Here is a 21,109-nt window from a genome sequence, read left to right on the forward strand (position 1 = left end):
GCGCTCCCGTCGCGTTGCCGGTTGATCGGCAGGCCCAGATCGAAAGTTAGTCCGCCACGGGCTGGAGCTTGAAGTCATCGCCATACTTCAGCGAGGCCCACGCCAATCTCGCGTTCTTTGCTGCTATCGCGATGGCGGCCCGCCAGTAGCCCCGGCGCTCGACCAGGGCTCGGACCCACCGGCTGAAGCGATCCTGTTTCTCGCCGAGACTGGCAATAACGGCGCGGGCGCCGTTGACCAGCAGCCCGCGCAGATAGGCGTCGCCTGCCTTCGTAATGCTGCCCAGCCGCGCCTTGCCGCCACTGCTGTACTGACCGGGCGTCAGTCCGATCCATGCTGCCACCTGCCGGCCGTTTCTGAAGTCGTGCCCGGCGCCGATACTGGCGAGCAACGCACTGGCCGTGGTTGGGCCGATGCCGCGCAACTGCATCAGCCGCTTGCTACGCGCATCATCACGCGCGATCCCGGCGATCGCGCGATCGTATTCAATCAGGCGATCCTCAATGTTGCCAGCATGATCGAGCAGATCGCTGATACTGTGCTTCGCCCAGCCAGGCAATGTGTCCAGATGTTCTGTGATGTGCCTGCGCAACTTCTCCGGGCTCTGTGGCAGCACCACGCCGAATTCCGAGAGCAGGCCTCGCAACCGGTTGTAGGTCGCGGTCCGCTCTTCCACGAAACCTTGTCGTGTCCGATGCAGGCAAAGCGTTGCCTGCTGATGTTCGTCCTTCAGCGGCACGAAACGCATGCTCGGACGCGTCACCGCTTCGCAGATCGCAGCAGCATCCGCCGCGTCGTTCTTACCGCGCTTGCCGGACATGCGATAAGGCGCAACAAGGTTGGGCGCCATGAGCTTGACTGTGTGGCCGTGTTGCTGGAACACGCGTGCCCAGTGATGTGCGCCGGAGCACGCTTCCATGCCGATGAGGCACGCCGGCAACTGCGCGATCAATGTCACCAGCTGATCGCGCGGCACTCGCGGCTTGATCAGCATCGCTTTACCTGCTTCATCTACACCATGAATGGCGAATACATTCTTGGCAAGATCGATTCCGATAGTGACAATAGGCATGGACTTCCCCTCTCGCTGGTGTTGATGAACGTTCGAAACTTCATCATGGCACGTCGATGCCGACTCGCGGCTTCCGCCGCAGCCTCGGGACGGGGAAGTCCCTTTCATTCTCTAGGCGCCTTTTTTATTTTCAACACCGGAGAGAATTCTCATGACTATGATTCGCGGAACACGTTTTGTCGTTGGCAAGGAAGCCGCGCAAATTCGAGCTCTCGAAACGCAATTCCGGAGCTATCTTCATTAACGTTGGAGCAGAGGAGGCAATTGTCCCCGCTTTGTGGTCGCAAGAAACGTTCATTCAAAAGGCCGGCGGGAGCGAGGTTATCGGCCAGATGTGGGCATTTCCGGATAAGAAGGGACGGGCTTGCTGCCTGATTCCTGAGGCGACCGCACTCTTCCAAGAGCGATGCAGCGAATTGCTGGGCCGCCAGCGGGAGCGGATGTTGTTTTATATTGCTCGATGTTATCGCTACGAACGACCGCAAGCCGGTCGCTACCGCGAATTTTCCCAGCTGGGATTTGAGTATCTCTGCCCCGATCCAAAATCGGCGGTCAAACGTAGCCAGGAGATAGCGACCGGGTTTTTCGATTCGCTTGGGCTCCGCTATGAAATCGACGATTCGGCCCGCAGAGGCCTCAGCTATTATCTGAACGGTCGGGGTTTCGAAATGCGTTGTACGGAACTCGGAGCCCAACAGCAAGTGGTGGGCGGTGGTGCATATCAAGAGGGTGCCGGCTTTGGTATCGGCGCTGAACGACTTTTGTTGGCGATGACCGCTCAAGGGCTTATGTAGTGGAGGCCTTGACCCGAAGTGGCTTATGGTCTGGAACCTCCGCAAGCCTCACGCCGCAAGTCAACACGTAGTGAAGCGAAGACGCGAACGTCCGTTCCCGGCGAGTTCGACCGTCGCTTGTGGGTCGACAAGCGTCTTCCGCGACATCCGCCTCCGAGCTTTTGAGACGCTCGGCGCGCTGATCGTGTTGGCTGCAATCAACGCAGTCCGATTGTCTGGAGCCCTCCATTCGTCAGCGTGACGCTGGCTTTCGCGTCGCGGCATCGACTTCTTTCGCCAATCGCGACTACCGAGTGGCCATCGTCCGCGAAGGCCGCAACGCGCCGCGCGAAATCGCCTACCCTTGTGTATCGAGACGACACCGGAGTCACGATGAGACGACGTTCACAGTTGCGAGCATGCGCTCATGCGCAAAGTGCCGGTCTGGACCCGGGCGACATCGATCTCGCAACCTGGCCCGGAGTCGACAGAGTTGCCCTCTCCCCTGAGCGTGAAGCGTTGTATGCGCGACGAGAGCGCGCTATCCACCTGTACCTCGACGGCGCAACTGACGCGCAGCTTAAGACGGCATGCGCGATGGGCCGGGTCCAGACCTATCGCTTGCTCACCGAGCGCTGCCTCGCCGCCCACCCCGACGGAGAGGTTCACGGCTGGCGCGAACTGCTGCCTTATGTGCGCGTTAAGTCCTACGACAGAAAGGCGCCCATCAAGCCTGACGCATGGGGAGGCGGAGCGGCCGGTGCACTGCAATGGGTTTTTGAGTCCCCGGCAGGGCGTGGGTTCGAAAACCAACTGCGCGAGCACATCCTGCGCAAACGCGGCGTCCTCGAATCTCCACTTCGGCCGCGAATGGCGGTGTTCCGATGGTTTCTCACTGAATTGCGCGACCGCGGATTCGAGCGCCGGGGCGAATGGCCTTTCAATGTCGAGAAACGCGGTTACGTGACTCTCTCTCGCTTCATCGATCGCGTCCTCGCCAAAAACCCTGCAAGAGCACGTCAACTCGCCGGCGACGACTCAGCGTGCAAGGCAGCCAGCGGCGACGGAACACGTCGACCACTTCTTGCGCCATTCGAGCGCGTCGAGTGCGACGCGCACAAACTTGACAGTCGGATGATGGTGCTGGTGCCTTCACCGCATGGCGGGAGCGAGCCGCGGATGATTCACCGTCTGTGGGTCGTCGTGCTGATTGATGTAGCGTCGCGCGCTGTGCTTGGTTACCACCTGAGCTTGCGTCGGGAATGTGCAGCCGAGGACGTGCTGCGCGCCATCCGCTGTGCCCTGCAGCCTTGGGCACCACGCGAACTGCAGTTTGGCAATGAAGCCTATCTGCCAGGCGCTGGCCTACCCGCTCACCGCTTTCCTCAACTGGTCGGTGCATGCTGGAACGAGTTCAGCGTCGACGGGGCGCTTGCCAATATATGCGCACGCGTCGAAGACGTCCTGCGCGGAGTGGTGGGGGCAAGGCTCGTCAAGCCGCAGGACCCTGCGAGCTTTAGCCGCCGACGCAGCAAGGACGACCGGCCGTTTATAGAATCGTTCTTCGCACGTCTGGCCGCCGACGGTTTCCATCGACTCTGGACCACAACCGGAAGTTCGCCAGTGGCGCGACGCGGTACTGATCCTGACGCAGCTGGATAGATGGTATGAACGCCGCCCCTCTCCCAGCAGGGATTCGCGCGCGGCGCAGATGCGACTTTGGAGGGATGTTGGGTCCCTCCAGAACCGAACGGCATCTATGTGCCAGAGTGGAAGTGTCACGACCACTTAGGAACGGAGGGACCATCATGAACACTACGACGTTCGGGCTTGACATTGCCAAACGCACTTTCCAAATGTATTGGGTGGAAGCGGAAACCGGGGAGATCGTAAATCGGCGGTTTTCGAAGCAACAACTTATAGAATTGCTTGGTCAACGGCCTGCCGGGCTTGTGGCATTGGAAGCCTGCGGGAGCGCGCACTGGTGGGCACGTAAGATCGTGGCGCTGGGTCATGAAGTCGTATTGCTGCACGCGAAGTTCATCCGCCCGTTCGTCCAGAATAACAAGACGGATGCGACTGATGCACGTGCGATCTGGACAGCAGCACAGCAGCCAGGCATGCGTTCGGTTGCACCGAAGTCAGCGGAGCAGCAAGCCACTTTGGCCTTGCATCGCATGCGCTCGCTGATGGTCAAGTCACGTACCATGCAGGTGAACCAGCTACGCGGCCTGTTATACGAATTCGGCGTGACGCTCAAAGCGGGGCGCATTGCCGGCCTGGCCGAAGTCCGCGAGCGGCTCCCGGAAATTGAGCAGGTTGTTCCGGGCACGTTGTTCTCTGCTCTACGTGATCAACTTCAGTTCATCGATCGTATCGAAGACGAGATCAAGAAACTGGAAAGGCAGATCGTTGCCTGGCAGCGCCAGGAGGTGGCATGTCAGCGAATCGCTGCGATTCCAGGTATTGGACCATTGACGGCGACAGCCCTGGTCGCGACGATTGGCGATCCTTCCGCATTTAAATCGGGACGTGAACTTGCCGCGTACCTCGGCTTGGTCCCCAGACAAAACGGCACGGGTGGCAAGACCCGATTGGGCGGAATAAGCAAGCGAGGCGACGCCTATATACGCATGCTGCTGATCCATGGAGCAAGGGCCGTTCTGTTCAAAAGCAGGAGTAAAGGTGCCTGGTGCGAACAACTCTCTCTGCGGCGTCCGACGAATGTCGTTGCCGTCGCGCTGGCAAACAAGATGGCGCGAACCGCGTGGTCGCTACTCGCGCATCAAAGCGCTTATCGGAAAGACTACGTAGCACGAGAAACCGCGTAAGAAGCGGGGACTCAAACAAGAGTTTCCAGACCGGTTGCGAAGGTCGATAACGGTGTGATGGCGAGACAGGTTGGTCCGCAAGAACGTGAACCTGATTGACGCTGAGCGCTTTGAGCGCGTTAGATAGCAGAGGTCGTTCTTGGCGAATTCCATCAGGGCGCGCAGGCTGGCCTGTAGACGCCGGATATAAGCGTGCAACCAAATCCTCGTCCAACTTCTCAACGGTATCACCTTGCAAGCCGGGCGGCGTTCATATAAGCGTCAAGCAGGACGTCCGGCGCATTGACTCAGGTTTTTTGTTACCGAGCCAGGGTCGTTGCCTCATGTAATTTGCTACCCGTCAGAATGCTGGCGGGAGCGACTTATGGCGAGGCAGCTCAGCATGACAACACGACGGGAATTGACCGAGGCAGTCGGTGAGCGGTACCGCCGTTCGGACCGGAATGAGAAGCGCGAGATACTGGACGAGTTTGTTCAGGTAACCGGCTATCACCGCAAGCACGCGATCCGCGTTCTGTGCCGGGAGCCTCAACCTCCGAGCGCGAGGCCCGGCCCGCAACGGCGGTATGACGATGAGGTGCGGGATGCCCTGATCACGCTATGGGAAGCCGCCGACCGGATCTGCGGCAAGCGCCTGAAGGCGCTCATCCCTACGCTGATCGACTCGATGACCCGGCATGGTCACCTGACCCTATCGAAGCAACTGCGCCAACGCATGGACCAGATCAGCGCCGCGACCATTGACCGGCTGCTGCGTGACGTCCGCGAACAGGCCTTCGCCGGTCAGCGCCGGCGCGCTGGTGGAGTCGGCAACGCAATTCGCCGCGCGGTGCCGATCCGCACGTTCGCCGACTGGAGAGATCCGCTACCCGGCTATCTCGAGGTGGATTTCGTCGAGCATTGCGGTGGCACCAAGATCGACGGCGACTTCGTGCACAGCTTCGTGATGACAGACATCGCGACCGGATGGACCGAGTGCCTGGCCATGCCCTATCGCAGCGGTGCATTCGTTCTTGAGCACATCGAGCGCGTTAGCCGTGCCTTGCCGTTTCCGCTGCGCGGTATCGATTGCGATAACGATAGCGCCTTCATGAACGAGGCCATATTCGATTTCTGCAAAGCGACGGGTATCGAACTGACCCGCTCGCGACCCTACAAGAAGAACGACCAGGCCTGGGTTGAGCAGAAGAATGGCTCAATCGTGCGCCGCCTCGTGGGGTATGGCCAGTTGCGTGGACTTGATGCTACCGAAACCCTCGCTTCCCTCTATGAGGTGTCGCGGCTGTACATCAACTTCTTCCAGCCGTCATTCAAGCTGAAATCGAAAACACGCCATGGTGCACGGGTGACCAAGCGCTACGAAGCGCCTCTGACTCCCCTTGAGCGGGTCTTGCGATCGGCGTCGATACCCGAGTCAACCAAGCGCAGGTTGCGTACGCGGTTTCGGGCGCTAGATCCATTGGACTTATTGCGCCGCATGCGCGAAGCACAGCAGCGCGTCGCACGATGCAGCGCATCGGGTACGGCGCCGATGGAAACACAAACGGCCGATCAAATCCCCCTCGCTAACTTCCTGGCGAGTCTTGGAACAGCATGGCACGAAGGAGAGGTTCGAGCGACGCATCGCCGAAAGGCGCACGTCGCACACACCTGGCGCAGCCGTGAAGATCCGTTCGAGCATACGTGGCCGACCATACAGCAATGGCTTGAGAGCGAGCCCGGGATTACGGCGAAGAAGCTGCATGAACGCCTCGTCGCGATGGCTCCGGCGATGTATTCCAGTGCCCAGCTTCGGACCCTGCAGCGCCGTGTGAAGGCATGGCGATCGAACCGTGCGAGAGAACTGGTCACAAGGATACTTGGTCATGCGGATGCGGATGCGGTGAAGGCTGGCGCCGCTACGCAGCGCCAGCCTTCACCGCAAAACAACGGGTCCGTGACAACTACCCGGGAGTAACATCATCCCGTGAGGCAACACGACCGGACGTAGTCATTGTCGCCGCCCACCTCCCACTTCATGGTCATCGAAAACGCTCATGCCGTCGATTGGCGATCTTCGAGGTGGGCGCTGGTGATTGCGTTTGCGGCTCGAACCGGGTTTCGGGAGGCGCGGCAGCCTGAACATCTACGAAAGCCGGTCAACCGGCGAACGGGACCAGAAAGACCATGTCGAATTTGACCTTGGCACTGGCATTCCGGCCACGTGTCCGGCACAAAAGGAGAGATACGTGATCATCAGGATTGAAGTTTCGGATGCGGAACTCGAAGAAATGAACTGCTCCTCGGCGGAAGAATTTGAGGAACAGATCCGTGACCAGCTGGACAACGGCGTCGTGACCAGCGACGGCGGTGCCGGCTCTGACTGGATGGCGGAGTACGAGCTCGAAGTCGTCAAAGTCCGCTGACAGCGCTCGATGACCAGGCGCAATACTTCCACATTGGCTTCCCAGGAAGCGGCAAAGCACCGGATCTGCGTGCGGCCGAGCCGCTGTTCGCGGCGACACGTACGGCCGTGAAGACCGTGCGCACAGCGCAGACGGCACACCGACCGAAAGCACACCACCGGCGGATGCGCGTGAGTGGCCGGCGTTCAGCGACGCCGCTCAGCGCCTCGCCTTCGCGGCGCGCATTCCGAGTCCGAACGCGATCGTGGCGGCGGTGGACTGAGCCATAGCAGCACGCGCGGCGCTCGAAGCGTCCGACTTGATGGGTTTATGGCGACGTCTTCCTGGCCAGAACGTAGTAATACGATCGGCCGCCCTGATCGGAGTATTCGAGAAGGTAATCGCCATCAGGAACCGTCATGGGTTCGAACGTGGTTATGATTCCGCGGTCCTTGACTGTGCGATCCAGATCCGTTGGCGTACTCAGGCTGTAGAAATTGACCCCATAGGCGGGCGAGTCGCACGTCATGGCCGAATAACTCCTGCTTGCCCAACCGCGACACTTCTTGCCGGACAAAAGGGCGGATCCGGAAGTCGGGCTCGTCAACGTGATGTCGAGCCCGTCAGAGCCATAGGCTTTGCGAATTACCGCACCCGTGAAGTGGCGATGATTGCGACGGCTATCGACAATGTCGTAAGTACCAGCCAGGTTAACCGTGGCCGTATGCAAATCGGATTTCCGTTCCCCAACCGGGCGCGGGTCGTGGTAGGTCAGGCAACCGTACAGAGCAAGTGGCAGGCAAAGCGCTGCGAGGTAACAAAGGCGCATAGTTGTTGAAGTGCTGCGCGGCTATCAACGATGCCGCTTTCAGGATCATCGTCGAGCACTTTTCGAATTTGATCGAGGGCGTGCTCCGATGGATTTTCAACTATTTTCATTGGTCTTTTAAAATATCACGTTGAGGTTCAGCGTGCACTTTTGAGGAAGAGTATCACCAGAATAGCAGCGCGATCGCGCCGTCACCCTATGGCGGGCTGTATTTTGCTTGTGATTACCCACTATTTTCACGCCCTAGCCAGTATCCGATCTGGATGTCGACAAGCCGATGCATGCCGCGCCAGATGACCTTATTGCCGGGCGGTGGATCGTTGGCGCGTGCGAGATAGCCACCCAGCTGGGCGAGCTTGATGAGGCAGCGTGACAGGGGAGGCGCCTGTGCGGTGCGTGCTGTGTCCTTGACGAGCTGCTCAAGGAGCGTCACCTCGGTTGCAGTAAGCGCCACCTCCGATGGAGCCTCTGGTGCAGATCGATTGATTTCGGTGAGCCAGAATACGCGCCAGGCAAGGATGCAGAAGATGGCGATCAGGTTGGTCAACCGGCTGGCTGTGCGTAACTGCGACTCTTCAGCCTTGCAGCCCGACTTCAGGTTTTTGTGAAACGTTTCTATTTTCCAGCGCATCGCGTACCAGTCGATCTTTTCGATTGCATCCACCCGTGAGTTCACCGGCAGATCAGTGAGCAACTTCCATTCGATACGCTTCCGGCCCGCCGGCTCGCTGCGCTCCGTCGCATGGATGACCGTCAGTCTGAGCGCCGGATAGTGCCGCTGCTTTGCGAGGGGCGGCCAAACCGTGAGGCGCCGGTATCTGATCTCCAGAAGCGCCTGGTGAGGGTGCCCTTTGGCGTCGCGAAATTCGATCCGATGCAATCCCTTCACCCGCACCTCTGACATTTCATCCGCAACGGTATGTCCGCCGTCGCCGGCCAGCCTGTTCGTGCAGGTACGTACCAGAAAATGCGTGCCGAGCTCGCAGGCAGCGCAAAACAGTTCAAAGATGTCGCTTTCCCGGTCACCGATATGGACACAACGATCGGGATCGCCGAGTCGAGTCGTTGATTGCCGCAAATTCTCAATCCAGCGAAAGCTTTCCTTCTTCTCGATCGGTATGCGTGTGAAGTTGACCTTGCTGCGCCTGGTCGCAGTGTCCTTGAACTCCTTGCGGCTCCAGAACTTGATGGCCGCCAGCCCGAGCGGCAGGCCTTGCGGCGTCACCGCGAGACTTGAATGCATCAGGATGCCGCACTGCGAGCCTGCCTTGTCGCGACCGTATCTCCCGGCTGCGGTCAGCGTGTTGCTTGCGTAACCGATGAGCTCGGGACGTTCCCTTTCGTACGAAAACGTGGTGGTGTCCTGAAGGACAAGAACCGGTCCATCGGTCGAGGAAAAACGCTGGGCAGTTGCCTGGAAATGTCCACTCAGAATGTCTTGTTCACTGACGCGATCATTGTCCATGAAACGATAGGCTGCCTTGGTATTGGCCCAGTCCTGGCAGGCAAGTGGAATGGTCTGCCCCATGCCCTTCCACAGTTGCTCCAGCAGCATTCCAAACCGCTTATGTAACCGCGCGTCCTGGAATTCGCTTCCTTCAAGCTCCCGCTCAAACCACGCCCGATCTTCTACCTGTCGTTTCCCGGCCATTCTTCTCGCACGCTCGTCGTGACGCACGCCAGGTTACCAGGATTCGCGAAAGAAGTGGGTAATTACAAGTTGCTGAAATGTGTTTACATCTTGTCTTTCGCGTAAGCGGGACAGGATGATTCGAACGCTGCTGAGTGACGACGTATGGAAGAAAGTCGACGCGATCCTGCCGGGCAAAGAAGGCGATCGTGGTCGAACGGCTACGGACAATCGCTGGTTCCTCGAAGCGGTGCGATGGATAGGCCGCACCGGCAGCCCCTGGCGCGATCTGCCGGCCGAATTTGGTCGCTGGCACACCGTGTGCATGCGCTTTTCCCGATGGCGACGCAAAGGCGTCTGGCAGCGCGTTGCTCTCGCGATGGCAGGCGAGACGGAGGTCGACCATATCCTGATCGACTCGACGATTGTGCGAGCACACCAGCATTCGGCCGGTGCATCAAAAAAAGCGGCCCGCAAGCGCTCGGACGGTCTCGAGGTGGCCTGAGTACCAAGCTGCATCTGGCCGTGGATGCGGCAGGCAGGCCGTTGCGACTGGTCGTGACCGAAGGACAGGTCCACGACATCTCGTGCGCGAAGGAGCTTGTCGAGCATCTGCGTGCCAAGGCCGTCATTGCCGACAGGGGCTACGATTCCGATGCCTTTGTACAGGCGGTTCGCTCCACCGGCGCCAAAGTTGTCATTCCGCCGTGCTCTAACCGCAAGTCGAAACGCCGCTACAGCCGGATGCTGTACCGCACACGTAATGTGGTCGAGCGCTTCTTCAACCGTATCAAGCATTTTCGTCGAGTCTCCACTCGTTACGACAAGCTCGCGGACAGCTACCTGGTGTTCGCGTCCCTTGCCTGTGCGTTTGGGCCATTCGTGAAAATGTGAACAAAGCCTAGTCAAGGCCCACCTGAATGCCTCACGAACTCATCGAGATGATGCGGCACCACAAGGCAAAGATTCACAAGGTCATCGTTCACCCCGGTTGGCGCATGAAAAACAGCCCCACCGCATTGGCAAATACCTCACCATGGCAACGGTGCGGAGAAAATCGCGAAATAAGCACGTCGGCGAGCCGCCGCTTCTGCCGCCTATCCACGGAATGATCGGCATCGTCGTTGACATCTCATCTGCTCAGCGCTCCATCCGCACATCCGGATCGTCGGGAAACAGTTCCCGCTGGATCTCGCTTCGCTCTGCGCCACGTAATCCGCGCTCGTGCAACGGTGCACGACGACGCTCGACTTCATTCGAGTGGGTGCGACCCATGCCGGGCCGATCGCACAGAATGGGCATCGTCTGAACGAAGTCCGTGACCACTGCTCCGAGGCCCCGGTCATCGGCACTCTGCGATCCAGCCATCGCATGAACCACGCCTTGCCATGCTTCGAGCGACCCAGCGTGGGCGTCCCACAAGGCGCGACGGGCCCGCTCACCCAGCTCCGATCGCCAGTAATCCGCTGTTTCGCCGCGCGCCGTCATATGCACAACAACCTGTTTCGGATAGCGCCGGGTCTCGCCCCGAGCGAATCGCCTCGTCGCATTGGCCTCCACACCGTGCTCGCGCAGCTGCCTTGCAAACCGCTCGCGCCAGCGTTGCAGGTCGCGCTTGCGCGGGTTGAGACGCTTCCCATCCGCTCCGCGTACCTGCACGCTCAGATGCACGTGCGGATGCGCCTCGTCATTGTGCGCAGCAAAAACATACCGTCTGCCGTCGCCGAATTCCGCAGCCGCAAACGCGCGCGCGGCGTTGCGCACCGCCTGCCGGTCCGTGCCCGGCGGCATCGAGAGCAGCACGTTGAAGACCTCCCGCCTGCGGCTTTCTTCCGGGATACCCCAGCCACCGAGGTGCCACGCATCCGTCAGATCGTACAGTGCCTCGCGGCCGAGAATGGTCATCCCGTCCTGATCCTCGAGTTCGACCTTCCCGTTTCGCGAGATGTAGCGCAGATGACGACGCACCGCGCCCATGCCCTGCGCGCCTGACGCCCTGTTCGTTATCTTGACCATCACCTCGGGGGTACGCCTGAGGGTGCGGGCAAGCTGCTCGCGCATGCGTCGTACATCCCGTTGGAGCTCGCCACGTGACATGCTCGGCGCACGCACGTGCCGTAGCGGATCATGAAAAAGCCGGTCCCCCCAGTTCAGCAACATCTGGTCGACCCAGGTTTTCGGGAACGACATGCTAGCGGCTCCAGCGATCCAGGTTGGCGCGCAGCACCTGCGTGACTGCGCGCAGGTGCTGATCAATCACGGCACGCGTGTCTTCGAGCGCGTGCGCCGCGTCGTGCGCACCACCGCTTGCCTGCAACCGACCGAGCAACGTCACGATCATGGCCAGATGCTGGTTTGAGTCCGCAAGCAGTCGCAGCTCGCGCTCGCCCAGTTGCGGCTCATGCACAAGCTGCGCGCGGATCACCGCAACTATCCAGCGATTGACATTCATTCCACCAGTCAAAGCACGCCGTCTGGCCACTTCGAGTTCCTCCTGGGTGAGACGGATTTCGATGCGTTCGCGATGCCCGTCGCCCTGCAGGCGGCGATGTTCAGGGCCAGGCACCCCGTCTGGCGACTCGTCCTGGCTCAGTACACCGTGGACCAGGTGCCGGACGCCATCGGCCGCCGTTACACCGTGAAGGGCACACCATACCTCCCAGCGTGATTTCGCTCGCCCGAGATCGACACACAGTCGCGCACGCGTGGCCATGCCTGTGCTCCTACAGGGACGGCGGCGCGGGTTCGGACGGTCCACGTTCGACCTCCCGGGTCGGGACGCGCTCCGCAGCCGTGCGGGTGCGGCGACTGCGCGTAGAGGGCGCCTCGGGATCAAACACGCGGGGGCGCGGAACGGTGACGCCCTCAGACTCGAACGCGGTCAGCAGCCGCTGCGCACGTTGCTGCACGCGCGCAATCGATCGCTCGCTGAAACCCTGCTGTCGCATCGCGGCGGTCAGCACCGCCATCTGAACAGCACGTTCCTCGGGCGACGTGACGGAAGGTTCACGCCGCCGTGCGGCCTGCGCCTGCTCCGGCGTCGGCGGCAGTGCGGTTTCACTTCTTCCGGCTTCGCCCTGTCTCTCCGTCGCCCCGGGCCGCGACTGCGTCCTCTCCTGCCCAACCACATCGACCTGCCACGTATTGCGATAGACCTCCTTTTCCTCTTCGCCGATCACATTTCCCATCGCATCGACAACCGGGACCATCACTGTCACGAGCCGCCGGCCAAGGTTTTCGAGCATGACCTGCTGTCCGGCAAGCGCGCCGGACTCCGCCACGGCCCGTTCCAGGTCCACGCCCCACAGCACGTGGTCCGCACCACCTGTATCGCGATAGACGACGTAATACGAGTCGCTGCGTGCAGGATTGTGCTGATAGGGCGCACCGCCGTGCTCGACCAGTTCGCCCATATAGCGCTGCTGCTCCGCCCCCTCGGACTCGGCAACGCGCGGCCCCGTTTCGGAGGTGGGAGCGGTTCGGGACGGCTCCACAGGCGCGGGCGGAGCCGGCGCACGAGCCTCTGGCTGTCTGGGAGCATCGCGCCTTGCTGGTTGCGCCGCCTGTGATTCCGTGGGGCCAGGCGCCGCATCGGGCGCTTCCGGTCGATTCGCAGGAACTGGCGCGGCCGGAGGCGTTTGCGTCACGTCGATGCGATTCGTCATCCGGTCACGACGGGCTTCGGTCAGACGCGCCACGTCGACTGCCTTCGGCTCGTATCCGCTCACCTCGATGCCGATCAGCGTGGCCTGAACCCACACCTCGCGCCGGAACTGCTCGTGACCCGATACACGGATACGCCCCCATGCCTTCGCATGGGCCATGTCCACCATCGACTCGACCACATCGGGGCGGTTGTGCTCCGTCACGAGGTAAGGACCGATATCCTCGAACGCGAGCCGATGCGGCGCGTCTTTGAGGAAATACTGGTTACCCGCCCGCAGGTAGCGCTTTCGCACCATCTCCGGCGGATTGCCAAGCGGCGCCCATCGCATGGTGGATGTGTCGCTGCTACGATGGAGCACCTCCTGCTGCGGTGCCCGTTGCTGTTCTGCGGCCTGCGACGGCGCGTCCGCCTGGATGGCCTGATCGCGCAGCCGCGCCCGCGCTGCATCGAACTCGCGGCGCCGGCGTGCGGCCAGTGCGTCGGCCGCAGTCTGATCGACGCGCTGCGCGCCCGCGCCCTGCGGATCCGGGATAGGCGGCGCGTCCGGCTCAATCACGTTGATGACCGGTTCGTCTGCACGCGGGCCTGAAGAAGTTGCGGTTTCGTCCATCATGGATCTCCCTCTGATCGCTGCGCTGGCGGGCAGAGCGTCGCACGCTCAGCGTTGCTGCCCCAGTCCCTGTTCCTGTTCGCGACCGGCGCGCTCCTTCGACTGCGCGAGCACCGCTGCCCGCGCCTCCCTCATCCGGGTCCACGACGTGGCCTGCAACTGATCAAGCGTCGCGTCGAGCTCGTTGCCGAAACCCACCTCGCGGGCGGACTTCTTCAGCGAGGCCACCGTGCGCTCGAGCAGGTCGCGCGCACGGTCCCACGGATACACTCTCGCCCGTGCGCCGTCGTAACCGACCTGCACCTCCGCCCCATTGAGGCGCTGGTTCTCATCCATCCACCGCAGGCGGTCCGAGACGAACTCCATGTCCGACTTCGCATGGAACACAACGCTACGCGTGGACACCTCCTGGATCAGGTAGTGCTCGGTGTTGAACACCTCGCCGCGGTACGGGCCACCGTTCTCGCGGGGCGTCGCCATGCGGGTCTGCGCGCCGAAACGGTGCTGTGCGAGTGCCTTGATCTCGCCCGGTACCTCGTCGAGTCCGTACAGTGGTTCGCCTACCTGACGGCGCGCCGGCGCGGGAGCAGGCTTCGGCGCATCGCCTTCCCGCCGGTCCGGTTCCGGCTGCTGCGACTGTGCCTGCGCAGTTGTCGGTTCCGGTGCAGGTACCGTGCTTTCCTGCTGCGTCGGTTCCGGCGCGTCCTGATGGCCGGTCCGACGACGCGAAGTACGGCGCCGACCCGACACCTCTCCATCACCCACGAGTTTCTCTTTCACATTGCCCATTGCATGGTCCTCCTTCAGTGCATGCTCTTGCTTCGGTGCATCGTCCGATCCCTGTGCAACCACGGCCTGTCCGTCGGCTTCTCCACCCGCTACATCTCGCTCCGGTGCTCCGTACAGCGACTCCCGTAAAAGCTCACCAACGACACCCGGCCCGGACAGCACCGCCATGTCATCGAAATCAGTCGGCACGTCACCGGCAATCCGTGCCTGCGGCGCGAAGCGTGGCTCGGCCAGCAGCGATGACGTGCCGAGCGCGGCCTGCCTCGCCTGCTCATATCCGGCACCGAGATCGGCGAGCACGAGCATCTCCGCTTCCGGGTACCGGCCGCGCCACATCGCCGCCACCGGCCGAAGGTTGCCGCTCGACAGTGCCGCGGCGCTGAACCAGCCGGTCGCCTGCCACACTGCCAGTGCCGTTGCGACGCCCTCGGCAATCAGGATCGGTGTCACAGCACCGTCGCAGAACTGGCCCGGTTCCACCACCCAGTAGCCGCCCGACTTCGCACCGCCCGCGAGAGCCGACTTGCGTCCTTCGGCATCGATCAGTTCCAGTGTCGAAAGGGTCTCGCCGATGCGGACCGGCACCACCAGCACGCGCCCCGTGAGCGGCTCCTCGTCACTACGCGGCGCGTACCCAAGCAGCGCGTGCAGTTCTTCCGCCTCCAGCTCACGCAGCGTCGGGACTGCCCTCACCTGCTTGCGTTCGAGATACGGATGTCCGGGGCCTACCGGCCGCGCCCACTTCCAGATTGCCAGCGCCTCCCGCGCGACCGCAGCCTGTCGCGCGCGCACACGAGCCTCGCCCCTGCCGTCCTGCCCCGCCCGGTCCACCGACGGACGGGGCGGCGACATGCGCGACCTGTCTGCGGGATCCATCGCCGCGCGCGAGCCCCTGACATCGAAACCGTGCTGCTGCGCGAGCCAGAAGAGAGACGCGAGCGTCTTGCCGCCTGACTCGCCGGCCGAGCGCCAGGTCACGCGCGCCGCACGCTCGCTGTAGTTGTGGGCGGTGCGGCTCCACTCGTCCCAGATGTCGAAGCCGGCCTCGCCAAAACCCTGCTTGAGCGCGAACGCCATATCGACCCACGTCGCATAGTCCTCGGCAGGGATCATGGCCAGCGCCGCGCGGGCACGTTCCTCCTCGCCCAGATATCGCGTATTCATCTGCGTTCTCCATGGAGCGGCACAACGTTCGGGCCGTCTGCCGTGCGCGATGCGGCTCGCCCACGTTGCGTACGCGGTGCGCCGGAGGAGCGCCTCGCCTTGCGCCCCGGCACGCCTTCCGCGGGGCGCAGCTCCGCGACATCAAGATCAGACGCCGACAGCCGCCGCGCTGCCACGTCCACGCGCGCGGCCGGCACACCCAGCAGCATGAAGTGCCGCTCGACGTAGGCGGCCGCCTCTTCGTCGCTCACGTCATTGAGATGCCGTGGCAGATCGCGTGGATCCCAGGCATGCAGCACCTCCAGATACTCCGGAGGAATGTGCATCACGCCGGCTTCGTCCACCTCGCCCGGTTGCACATCCCTCACCCGCCGCTCGACCTGGGCGATGAAACGCACGATGTCTATCGCTGGTATGACTGGTGCCGTGCGCAGGCGCGAGGTGAAGACCGGATCCCGCCAGTAGCAGATCCGCTCGGCCAGGATCGGCTTCGTGTTTTCGAGCAGGATGATTTCCTTATCGCGTCCGAGTTCCTTTAACTCCTGCGGCAACAGCAGCGGCCGGCGCTGCTCGGAAAAACTCTCGCTGGACCCACCGCGGCCGCCGAAGATTGCGTTTGACCGGCTCACACTGCGCGAACGGTCTGTGAAAGTGCCGAGCATCTCCGAGTATTCGTTCGCGTCCTTCTGCTCACGCGGCGCGTAGATGATCTGCATCGCGTGGTTCGTGACGAACGTCCTCGCGTCCGCGCGGCCATAGACCGATTCGAGCTGCGAGACCGACTGCACGATCGAGAGCAACCGCAGGTTGTAGCCCGCCATGTAGGCGACCGCACGGGCGATGATGTGGATCTTGCCGACGGCGGTGAATTCATCCATCAGCAGCAGGCACTGGACCTTCAGCTCCGGATTGTCCTGGGGCAGTTGCCTCGTATTCAGGTTGACGAGTTGGGAGAACACGAGGTTGACAAGGAGCGCCGCCTCGGTCAGGTGATCTGGCGTGATGCCCATATAGACCGACATGCGGCGCCTGCGCACATCGCGCAGGTCAAAGTCATTGCTGCTTGTTGCGGCATCGACAATCGGATTGGCAAAGATCGTCAGCGGCGCATTAAAGGTCGCGAGGATGCTCGCGAGCACCTTGTCGTCGTTGGCAAGAAAGCGGTTGAGCGCATCGACGCACGCACCACTGAGCAGCCGTCGGTGCAACACCAGCGCCTGCTGCAGGTAAGCCTTAACCGGCATGCCGTTGCCCGACGACTGCCGCAGCACCTCGCCCATCGTCACCGGGTAGTTGGGCCCATCGGTGTTGCCTGCACGGCGCGCATCGCGCCACTCGCACAGCAGCAGAACGACGCCGAGGAAAAGGTTGCGAGCCTGGTCCTTCCAGAAGTCATCGTGACCGCCGACCGGATACAGCGCGTAGCCGATCGCCAGGATGTCGCCAACGCGGAATACGCCATCCGAAATCGCCGACAGTGGGTTATACCGGTGCGTGCGACGGTCCTCCGCAAACGGGTTGAAAAGGTACACGTCGTGCCCGTGCGCACGACGGAAGCCCGCGGTAAGGTTGAAGTTCTCCTGCTTGATGTCGAGCACGACCACCGAATCCGGGTAGCTGAGCAGATTGGGCACCACGATGCCCACGCCCTTGCCAGAACGGGCCGGCGCGGCGAGCAGCACGAACTGCTGGCCCGTGAACCGCAGATAGCGGCCACGCCAGACACCCACGACCAGCGGCGGGCCGCTATTGCAGATACCGGGGTTCGCCGCCGTGCTCATAGCAGCCCAGCCCGGCGGATGTCCGCTTCGTTTGCGAACCGCGCGCTGCCGTAGAGACGCCGGTGGCACGAGCGATCCAGCAGCGTGTAGACGCCAAGGGCGGGCGCACCAAAAGCCAGCAGCATGCCGAACAACGCGGCACCGGCAACCCGCCTCCCGTGCTCTGGCAGACGTCCGTCGTACCAGGCCAGTACGGCATCCGGCCAGGCATGCAAGCCCGCGTGAAGCGGATTAACATGCAGGCTCGCAACAAACAGGAACGAAGCCAGCCACAGCGCGAGCGTCAGTCCTGCAGCAGCGATGCCCGCGATCTCAAGCGTGACCAGCGCCATGAAGGCGTGGTACCGGATGCGCCTGCCCGACTGAAGTCCCGCTCCGGTTCTCTTTCCGCTGTCCATGACCTGTTCCCCTTTTTACCGGAAGTGCGCCTGATGACGGCGCAGCGGATCGAACCAGACTTCCGTCATGGACCAGCGCCGGCCGGTCTGCGCTCCGGACTCGTCGAAGAGCGCGGTGGCTTCCATGTGCGCTACGACGTCGATCGTCATGAAGAGCAGCCGGCGCAGTGCCGCGTCGTCCCAAGTGGCGGCCTCGGGATGCTCCTTCGCCATCAGCGCGAACCGCTCGATGGCAATCGATGCGCTCGACGCGTGATAGCTCGTGATCGAACCGGAGTGCCCTGTCGTCAGCAGCTTCAGGAAGTCGTACGCTTCGCTGCCCCGCAATTCGGCGAGCAGCACACGGTCAGGGCGCATGCGCATCGAGCTTGCGATCAGATCCGCAGGCGTCACCCGCGCCTGGCCGTGCCCTCCCTTGCTGTAGTTCAGGTGCACGCAGTTCTCGACGTGCCGGATGAAGAGCTCGCGCACATCCTCGATCGTCACGATGCGTTCGGTGGCCGGAATGTACCGGCACAGCGTCTTCATGAAACTCGTCTTTCCCGAACCGGTGCTGCCCACGATCACGAGGTTCAGCCGGCCGCGCACCGCCAGCTCGAAGAACGCCGGGAACTCGCGCGCCTGGAGGCACCTGACGTGTTCACGATCTTGGGAGCGCAGTGCCGGCATCGCCTCATCAAGTCCCGCCGGACAGTGCCACGTAGTCTTCGCGAACAGGCCCTCAGTTTCGTAGGCGTCGAGCGTCTTCTCGCGCGAAGACGGACGGCGGATCGTTACCGACACAGTCCGCGGAGGCACCACCGGCGGGATCACGATCTGGGCTCGCGCATCACCGGGCAGCAGCGCGGAGAGCACCGGATGCAGCGCCGAGACCTCCTGGTTCGTGAGCGTGGCGATCGCCACCGCGAATGACATCAGGCGCTCGAAGTCGAGGTCCGCACAGTCATGAGCCTGCCATCCGAGATGGGTTTCGGTCAGCACACGCTGCGGCCGGTTGATCACCAGCTCCGTGAGAGCCGGGTCTTCGAGCAGTGCCGCGAGCGGGCGCATCAGCTCGCGCACCGACGCATCCTCTGCCAGCCTCGGCAGCGGGGCGTCGGCCAGTACCGGCGCTTCGCTCAGGATCTGGGCCGGCGCGTTCATCGCGTACCCCCTGGTTCCAGCGCGTAGACCGGACTGAAGTCCAGATCCCGGGCGACGATAATCGTGAACTCGGCCCCCTGGTTCTGCGTCAGTGTGGGCGGGATGTTGATCGTGCTGTCGAGCACGCGCGAGGCCATGTCATTGCCCTGCTGCTGCGTGTTCTCGAACACGACCGAGCCGTTGCTGTTGCCGCCACGCGTCGCGAGATAGCCAATCGCATCCTGCGTCATGCCGAGCAGCATGGCCGCGCCGATACGCTCGCCCCAGTGGTTGTTCACGTAGCCGCTCACGCCGATGCGACCCAACGCGTCCGCCGCAGGAGAATCGATCTCAACCGTGACCCCTTCGGGCGTCCTGATACGCGCCGACAGGATGAACACCCGCTTCTGTCCGGGCGCCAGGTTCGAGCGGTACTCGCTGTTGATCTGCGAGCCGCGCTCAATCAGCACAACATGGCCGTCATCCGAATAGACGTTCTTCGTCACCGTGCAGGTCGAGATACCCGCCTGGGTCGAATCAAATGCCGTATCACCGGCGCAGTCGATCTTGGCGCCTTCCGCGAGGATCAGGCTGCGATTACCGAGAAAGCCCGCGCGTACTTTGGGCGTCACCGTCGGCGTCAATGCCGGGGCGAGCGGACTGCTGCCCTGCGACAGGCCGCCGGCCGCGGGCATCACGTGTGGCTGCGTGCCGCCCGAGGCGCCGGGTGCTGACGCAGCCGAATCGGCCTCGCCGTTGGCCAGGCCACTGGATCCGCTCGAGAGCAGTGGCGCGTCGTAGTAGCTGCGCGCGGGTGCGGAACGTACCGGTGACTGGCGCGGTGCCACGGCAGCGGGTGCCGACGCACCCGTGCCCACTGCCCCCGGCCCACTCGCCACTGCGGCAGCCGCTGACCCCGGTGCGCTGCCTTCCGCGAATACCCGCCCCTGGGCCGGCTGGTCCTGGACGGCATCCCGCCTCGCCTTCTCCGCCGCATCGTGCCGCGCGAGGAAGCCGTGGATCGTCCAGACCGCTCCGCCCATCACGAGGACGGCAACAAGTAGTGGCGCGAGCCACCAGGCACGGGGGCGACCGCCCTGCTGTCCAAGCTCCGGCATGCCGCGATCGGCCGGCTGTGCGCCAAGGTCACCGTTTATGGTACCGGTGACCTTGGCCGGGTCACTCCCGGGCATAACTCCGGGCGCAATCACATTGCGCGGCGTTTCCTCATTCATGGCCGTCGCTCCGCAGGACACGCTTCACACCGCTCACCGTCGTGCCGTCCACCGGTGGCACCCCGTCCACATCGAACGCGTCGTTCCACAGACCGACGACCTCGTCGCCCAGACGCAGCACGAAACGCCGTGCCACCTCGTGCACGACGATCACGTCGTCCTCCATGTGCCGGTCAACGACGCTCTCGCTGTCGTCGTCTGCCACCCGGAAGATCGCCGGGATGCGGCGGTTGTCCGGAATGCGGATGTAGGTGAAGCGCCCGTCGTCCCACGCCGCGGTCGGCGCGATATCTTCCGAGTGCGGCATCACCTGCATCGAGTAAGCGGTGTTACGCACCACCGGCGACTGGGCGAGGCGCTCGCGCACGAGCGCCGCATCGTCTGCAGCCTTCGTCTTCGCAGCCTCAGCGTCGGGATACACGAACGTGATGCGGTACATCTCCTCGTCGTTGCCGAAACGGGCCCTGAGCGGCAGCACAACCAGGTCGAAGCTGTAGCTGTGCCGGTCCGTGCGGATTTCGAGATTCGTGTCGTGCGCAGCAAGCTGTGGCTTGAGGTAGACATCGTGGTCGCCACGGTTTGCGACTACCTGCCACCCATCCCGGTCGCCTGGGGCCACAACGAGAATGCGCTCGGCCGGATTGAGCGCGATGTGCGTGGCGAACCCACGTTGCGCGATGACCCGCACCACCTCGTCCTGCCGGTACACGACCTGTCGCACGCGCGAGTCGCCAGACCAGCCGGGCACGTCGTAGGCGCGGGCACCGGGAGAGCCCGCACCCAGCACTGCCGCCAGCGCGACGGTTCCCATCAACGTGCTCGCT

The 21,109-nt window shown here is 62.7% G+C and carries 18 protein-coding genes and 1 pseudogene; 6 read left to right on the plus strand and 13 right to left on the minus strand.

The genetic code is table 11. From position 1 onward, the window contains the following. Positions 1-46: 46 nt before the first annotated feature. Positions 47-1,072 (minus strand): IS110 family transposase, encoded by a 1,026-nt coding sequence (locus ACOCG7_RS09575; protein ID WP_421375252.1) that lies wholly within the window; start codon positions 1,070-1,072, stop codon positions 47-49. A gap of 176 nt (positions 1,073-1,248) precedes the next feature. On the opposite strand from ACOCG7_RS09575, the gene ACOCG7_RS09580 reads away from it, so the two are divergent. The 5 genes from ACOCG7_RS09580 (at position 1,249) to ACOCG7_RS09600 (ending at position 7,081) form a co-directional block, all read left to right on the plus strand. Next, positions 1,249-1,866 carry an ATP phosphoribosyltransferase regulatory subunit gene (locus tag ACOCG7_RS09580; RefSeq protein ID WP_421375254.1) on the plus strand — a complete coding sequence of 206 codons (618 nt, stop codon included), beginning with the start codon at positions 1,249-1,251 and terminating at the stop codon, positions 1,864-1,866. Between the two features lie 372 nt (positions 1,867-2,238). Then, positions 2,239-3,507 carry a hypothetical protein gene (locus tag ACOCG7_RS09585; RefSeq protein ID WP_421375256.1) on the plus strand — a complete coding sequence of 423 codons (1,269 nt, stop codon included), beginning with the start codon at positions 2,239-2,241 and terminating at the stop codon, positions 3,505-3,507. Positions 3,508-3,653: 146 nt separating this feature from the next. Next, entirely contained in the window at positions 3,654-4,676 is a 1,023-nt protein-coding gene (locus tag ACOCG7_RS09590; protein WP_083085584.1) for an IS110 family transposase, read from the plus strand. Positions 4,677-5,040: 364 nt separating this feature from the next. Further along, positions 5,041-6,633, plus strand: a complete 1,593-nt coding sequence (locus ACOCG7_RS09595) for an integrase catalytic domain-containing protein (protein ID WP_176035856.1) — start codon at positions 5,041-5,043, stop codon at positions 6,631-6,633. Between the two features lie 271 nt (positions 6,634-6,904). Next, entirely contained in the window at positions 6,905-7,081 is a 177-nt protein-coding gene (locus tag ACOCG7_RS09600; protein ID WP_421375259.1) for a hypothetical protein, read from the plus strand. A 307-nt stretch (positions 7,082-7,388) separates the two neighbouring features. Here the strand turns inward: ACOCG7_RS09600 and ACOCG7_RS09605 are convergent, their stop codons facing one another. The 3 genes from ACOCG7_RS09605 to ACOCG7_RS09615 form a co-directional block, all read right to left on the minus strand. Then, the gene (locus ACOCG7_RS09605) at positions 7,389-7,790 is read right to left on the minus strand and encodes a hypothetical protein (protein WP_421375261.1); all 402 of its coding nucleotides are present in this window, start codon (positions 7,788-7,790) and stop codon (positions 7,389-7,391) included. A 41-nt stretch (positions 7,791-7,831) separates the two neighbouring features. Next, a complete protein-coding gene (locus ACOCG7_RS09610; protein WP_161553734.1) occupies positions 7,832-7,999 on the minus strand; it encodes a hypothetical protein in 168 nt (55 codons plus the stop codon). Positions 8,000-8,112: 113 nt separating this feature from the next. Beyond that, on the minus strand, positions 8,113-9,567 hold the full coding sequence (locus tag ACOCG7_RS09615) for an IS4 family transposase (RefSeq protein WP_421375264.1): 1,455 nt from the start codon (positions 9,565-9,567) through the stop codon (positions 8,113-8,115). Positions 9,568-9,655: 88 nt separating this feature from the next. Here ACOCG7_RS09615 and ACOCG7_RS09620 point away from each other — a divergent pair. Continuing rightward, positions 9,656-10,413, plus strand: a pseudogene (locus ACOCG7_RS09620) (IS5 family transposase). Between the two features lie 246 nt (positions 10,414-10,659). Here the strand turns inward: ACOCG7_RS09620 and ACOCG7_RS09625 are convergent. The 9 genes from ACOCG7_RS09625 to ACOCG7_RS09665 are packed head-to-tail and all read right to left on the minus strand — an operon-like array spanning position 10,660 to position 21,096. Beyond that, positions 10,660-11,709, minus strand: a complete 1,050-nt coding sequence (locus tag ACOCG7_RS09625; protein WP_421375266.1) for a relaxase/mobilization nuclease domain-containing protein — start codon at positions 11,707-11,709, stop codon at positions 10,660-10,662. A gap of 1 nt (position 11,710) precedes the next feature. After that, the gene (locus ACOCG7_RS09630; protein WP_073432629.1) at positions 11,711-12,232 is read right to left on the minus strand and encodes a plasmid stabilization protein; all 522 of its coding nucleotides are present in this window, start codon (positions 12,230-12,232) and stop codon (positions 11,711-11,713) included. A gap of 10 nt (positions 12,233-12,242) precedes the next feature. Further along, the gene (locus tag ACOCG7_RS09635; protein WP_421375268.1) at positions 12,243-13,799 is read right to left on the minus strand and encodes an LPD7 domain-containing protein; all 1,557 of its coding nucleotides are present in this window, start codon (positions 13,797-13,799) and stop codon (positions 12,243-12,245) included. Positions 13,800-13,844: 45 nt separating this feature from the next. After that, a complete protein-coding gene (locus ACOCG7_RS09640; RefSeq protein WP_421375270.1) occupies positions 13,845-15,749 on the minus strand; it encodes a PriCT-2 domain-containing protein in 1,905 nt (634 codons plus the stop codon). Beyond that, on the minus strand, positions 15,746-17,530 hold the full coding sequence (locus ACOCG7_RS09645; protein ID WP_421375272.1) for a type IV secretory system conjugative DNA transfer family protein: 1,785 nt from the start codon (positions 17,528-17,530) through the stop codon (positions 15,746-15,748). The genes ACOCG7_RS09640 and ACOCG7_RS09645 overlap by 4 nt, the downstream gene beginning before the upstream one ends. Continuing rightward, positions 17,527-17,928 (minus strand): hypothetical protein, encoded by a 402-nt coding sequence (locus ACOCG7_RS09650; protein WP_073432622.1) that lies wholly within the window; start codon positions 17,926-17,928, stop codon positions 17,527-17,529. The genes ACOCG7_RS09645 and ACOCG7_RS09650 overlap by 4 nt, the downstream gene beginning before the upstream one ends. Positions 17,929-17,943: 15 nt before the next feature. Beyond that, positions 17,944-19,071 (minus strand): P-type DNA transfer ATPase VirB11, encoded by a 1,128-nt coding sequence (virB11, locus tag ACOCG7_RS09655; protein ID WP_347143654.1) that lies wholly within the window; start codon positions 19,069-19,071, stop codon positions 17,944-17,946. Then, entirely contained in the window at positions 19,068-20,285 is a 1,218-nt protein-coding gene (gene virB10 / locus ACOCG7_RS09660; protein WP_073432618.1) for a type IV secretion system protein VirB10, read from the minus strand. Before virB10 ends, virB11 begins: the two co-directional genes overlap by 4 nt. Further along, on the minus strand, positions 20,278-21,096 hold the full coding sequence (locus ACOCG7_RS09665; protein ID WP_347143652.1) for a TrbG/VirB9 family P-type conjugative transfer protein: 819 nt from the start codon (positions 21,094-21,096) through the stop codon (positions 20,278-20,280). The genes virB10 and ACOCG7_RS09665 overlap by 8 nt, the downstream gene beginning before the upstream one ends. Positions 21,097-21,109: the final 13 nt, after the last annotated feature.

It is taken from the genome of Paraburkholderia sp. DD10 (assembly GCF_049177125.1).
Classification (GTDB): domain Bacteria; phylum Pseudomonadota; class Gammaproteobacteria; order Burkholderiales; family Burkholderiaceae; genus Paraburkholderia; species Paraburkholderia terricola.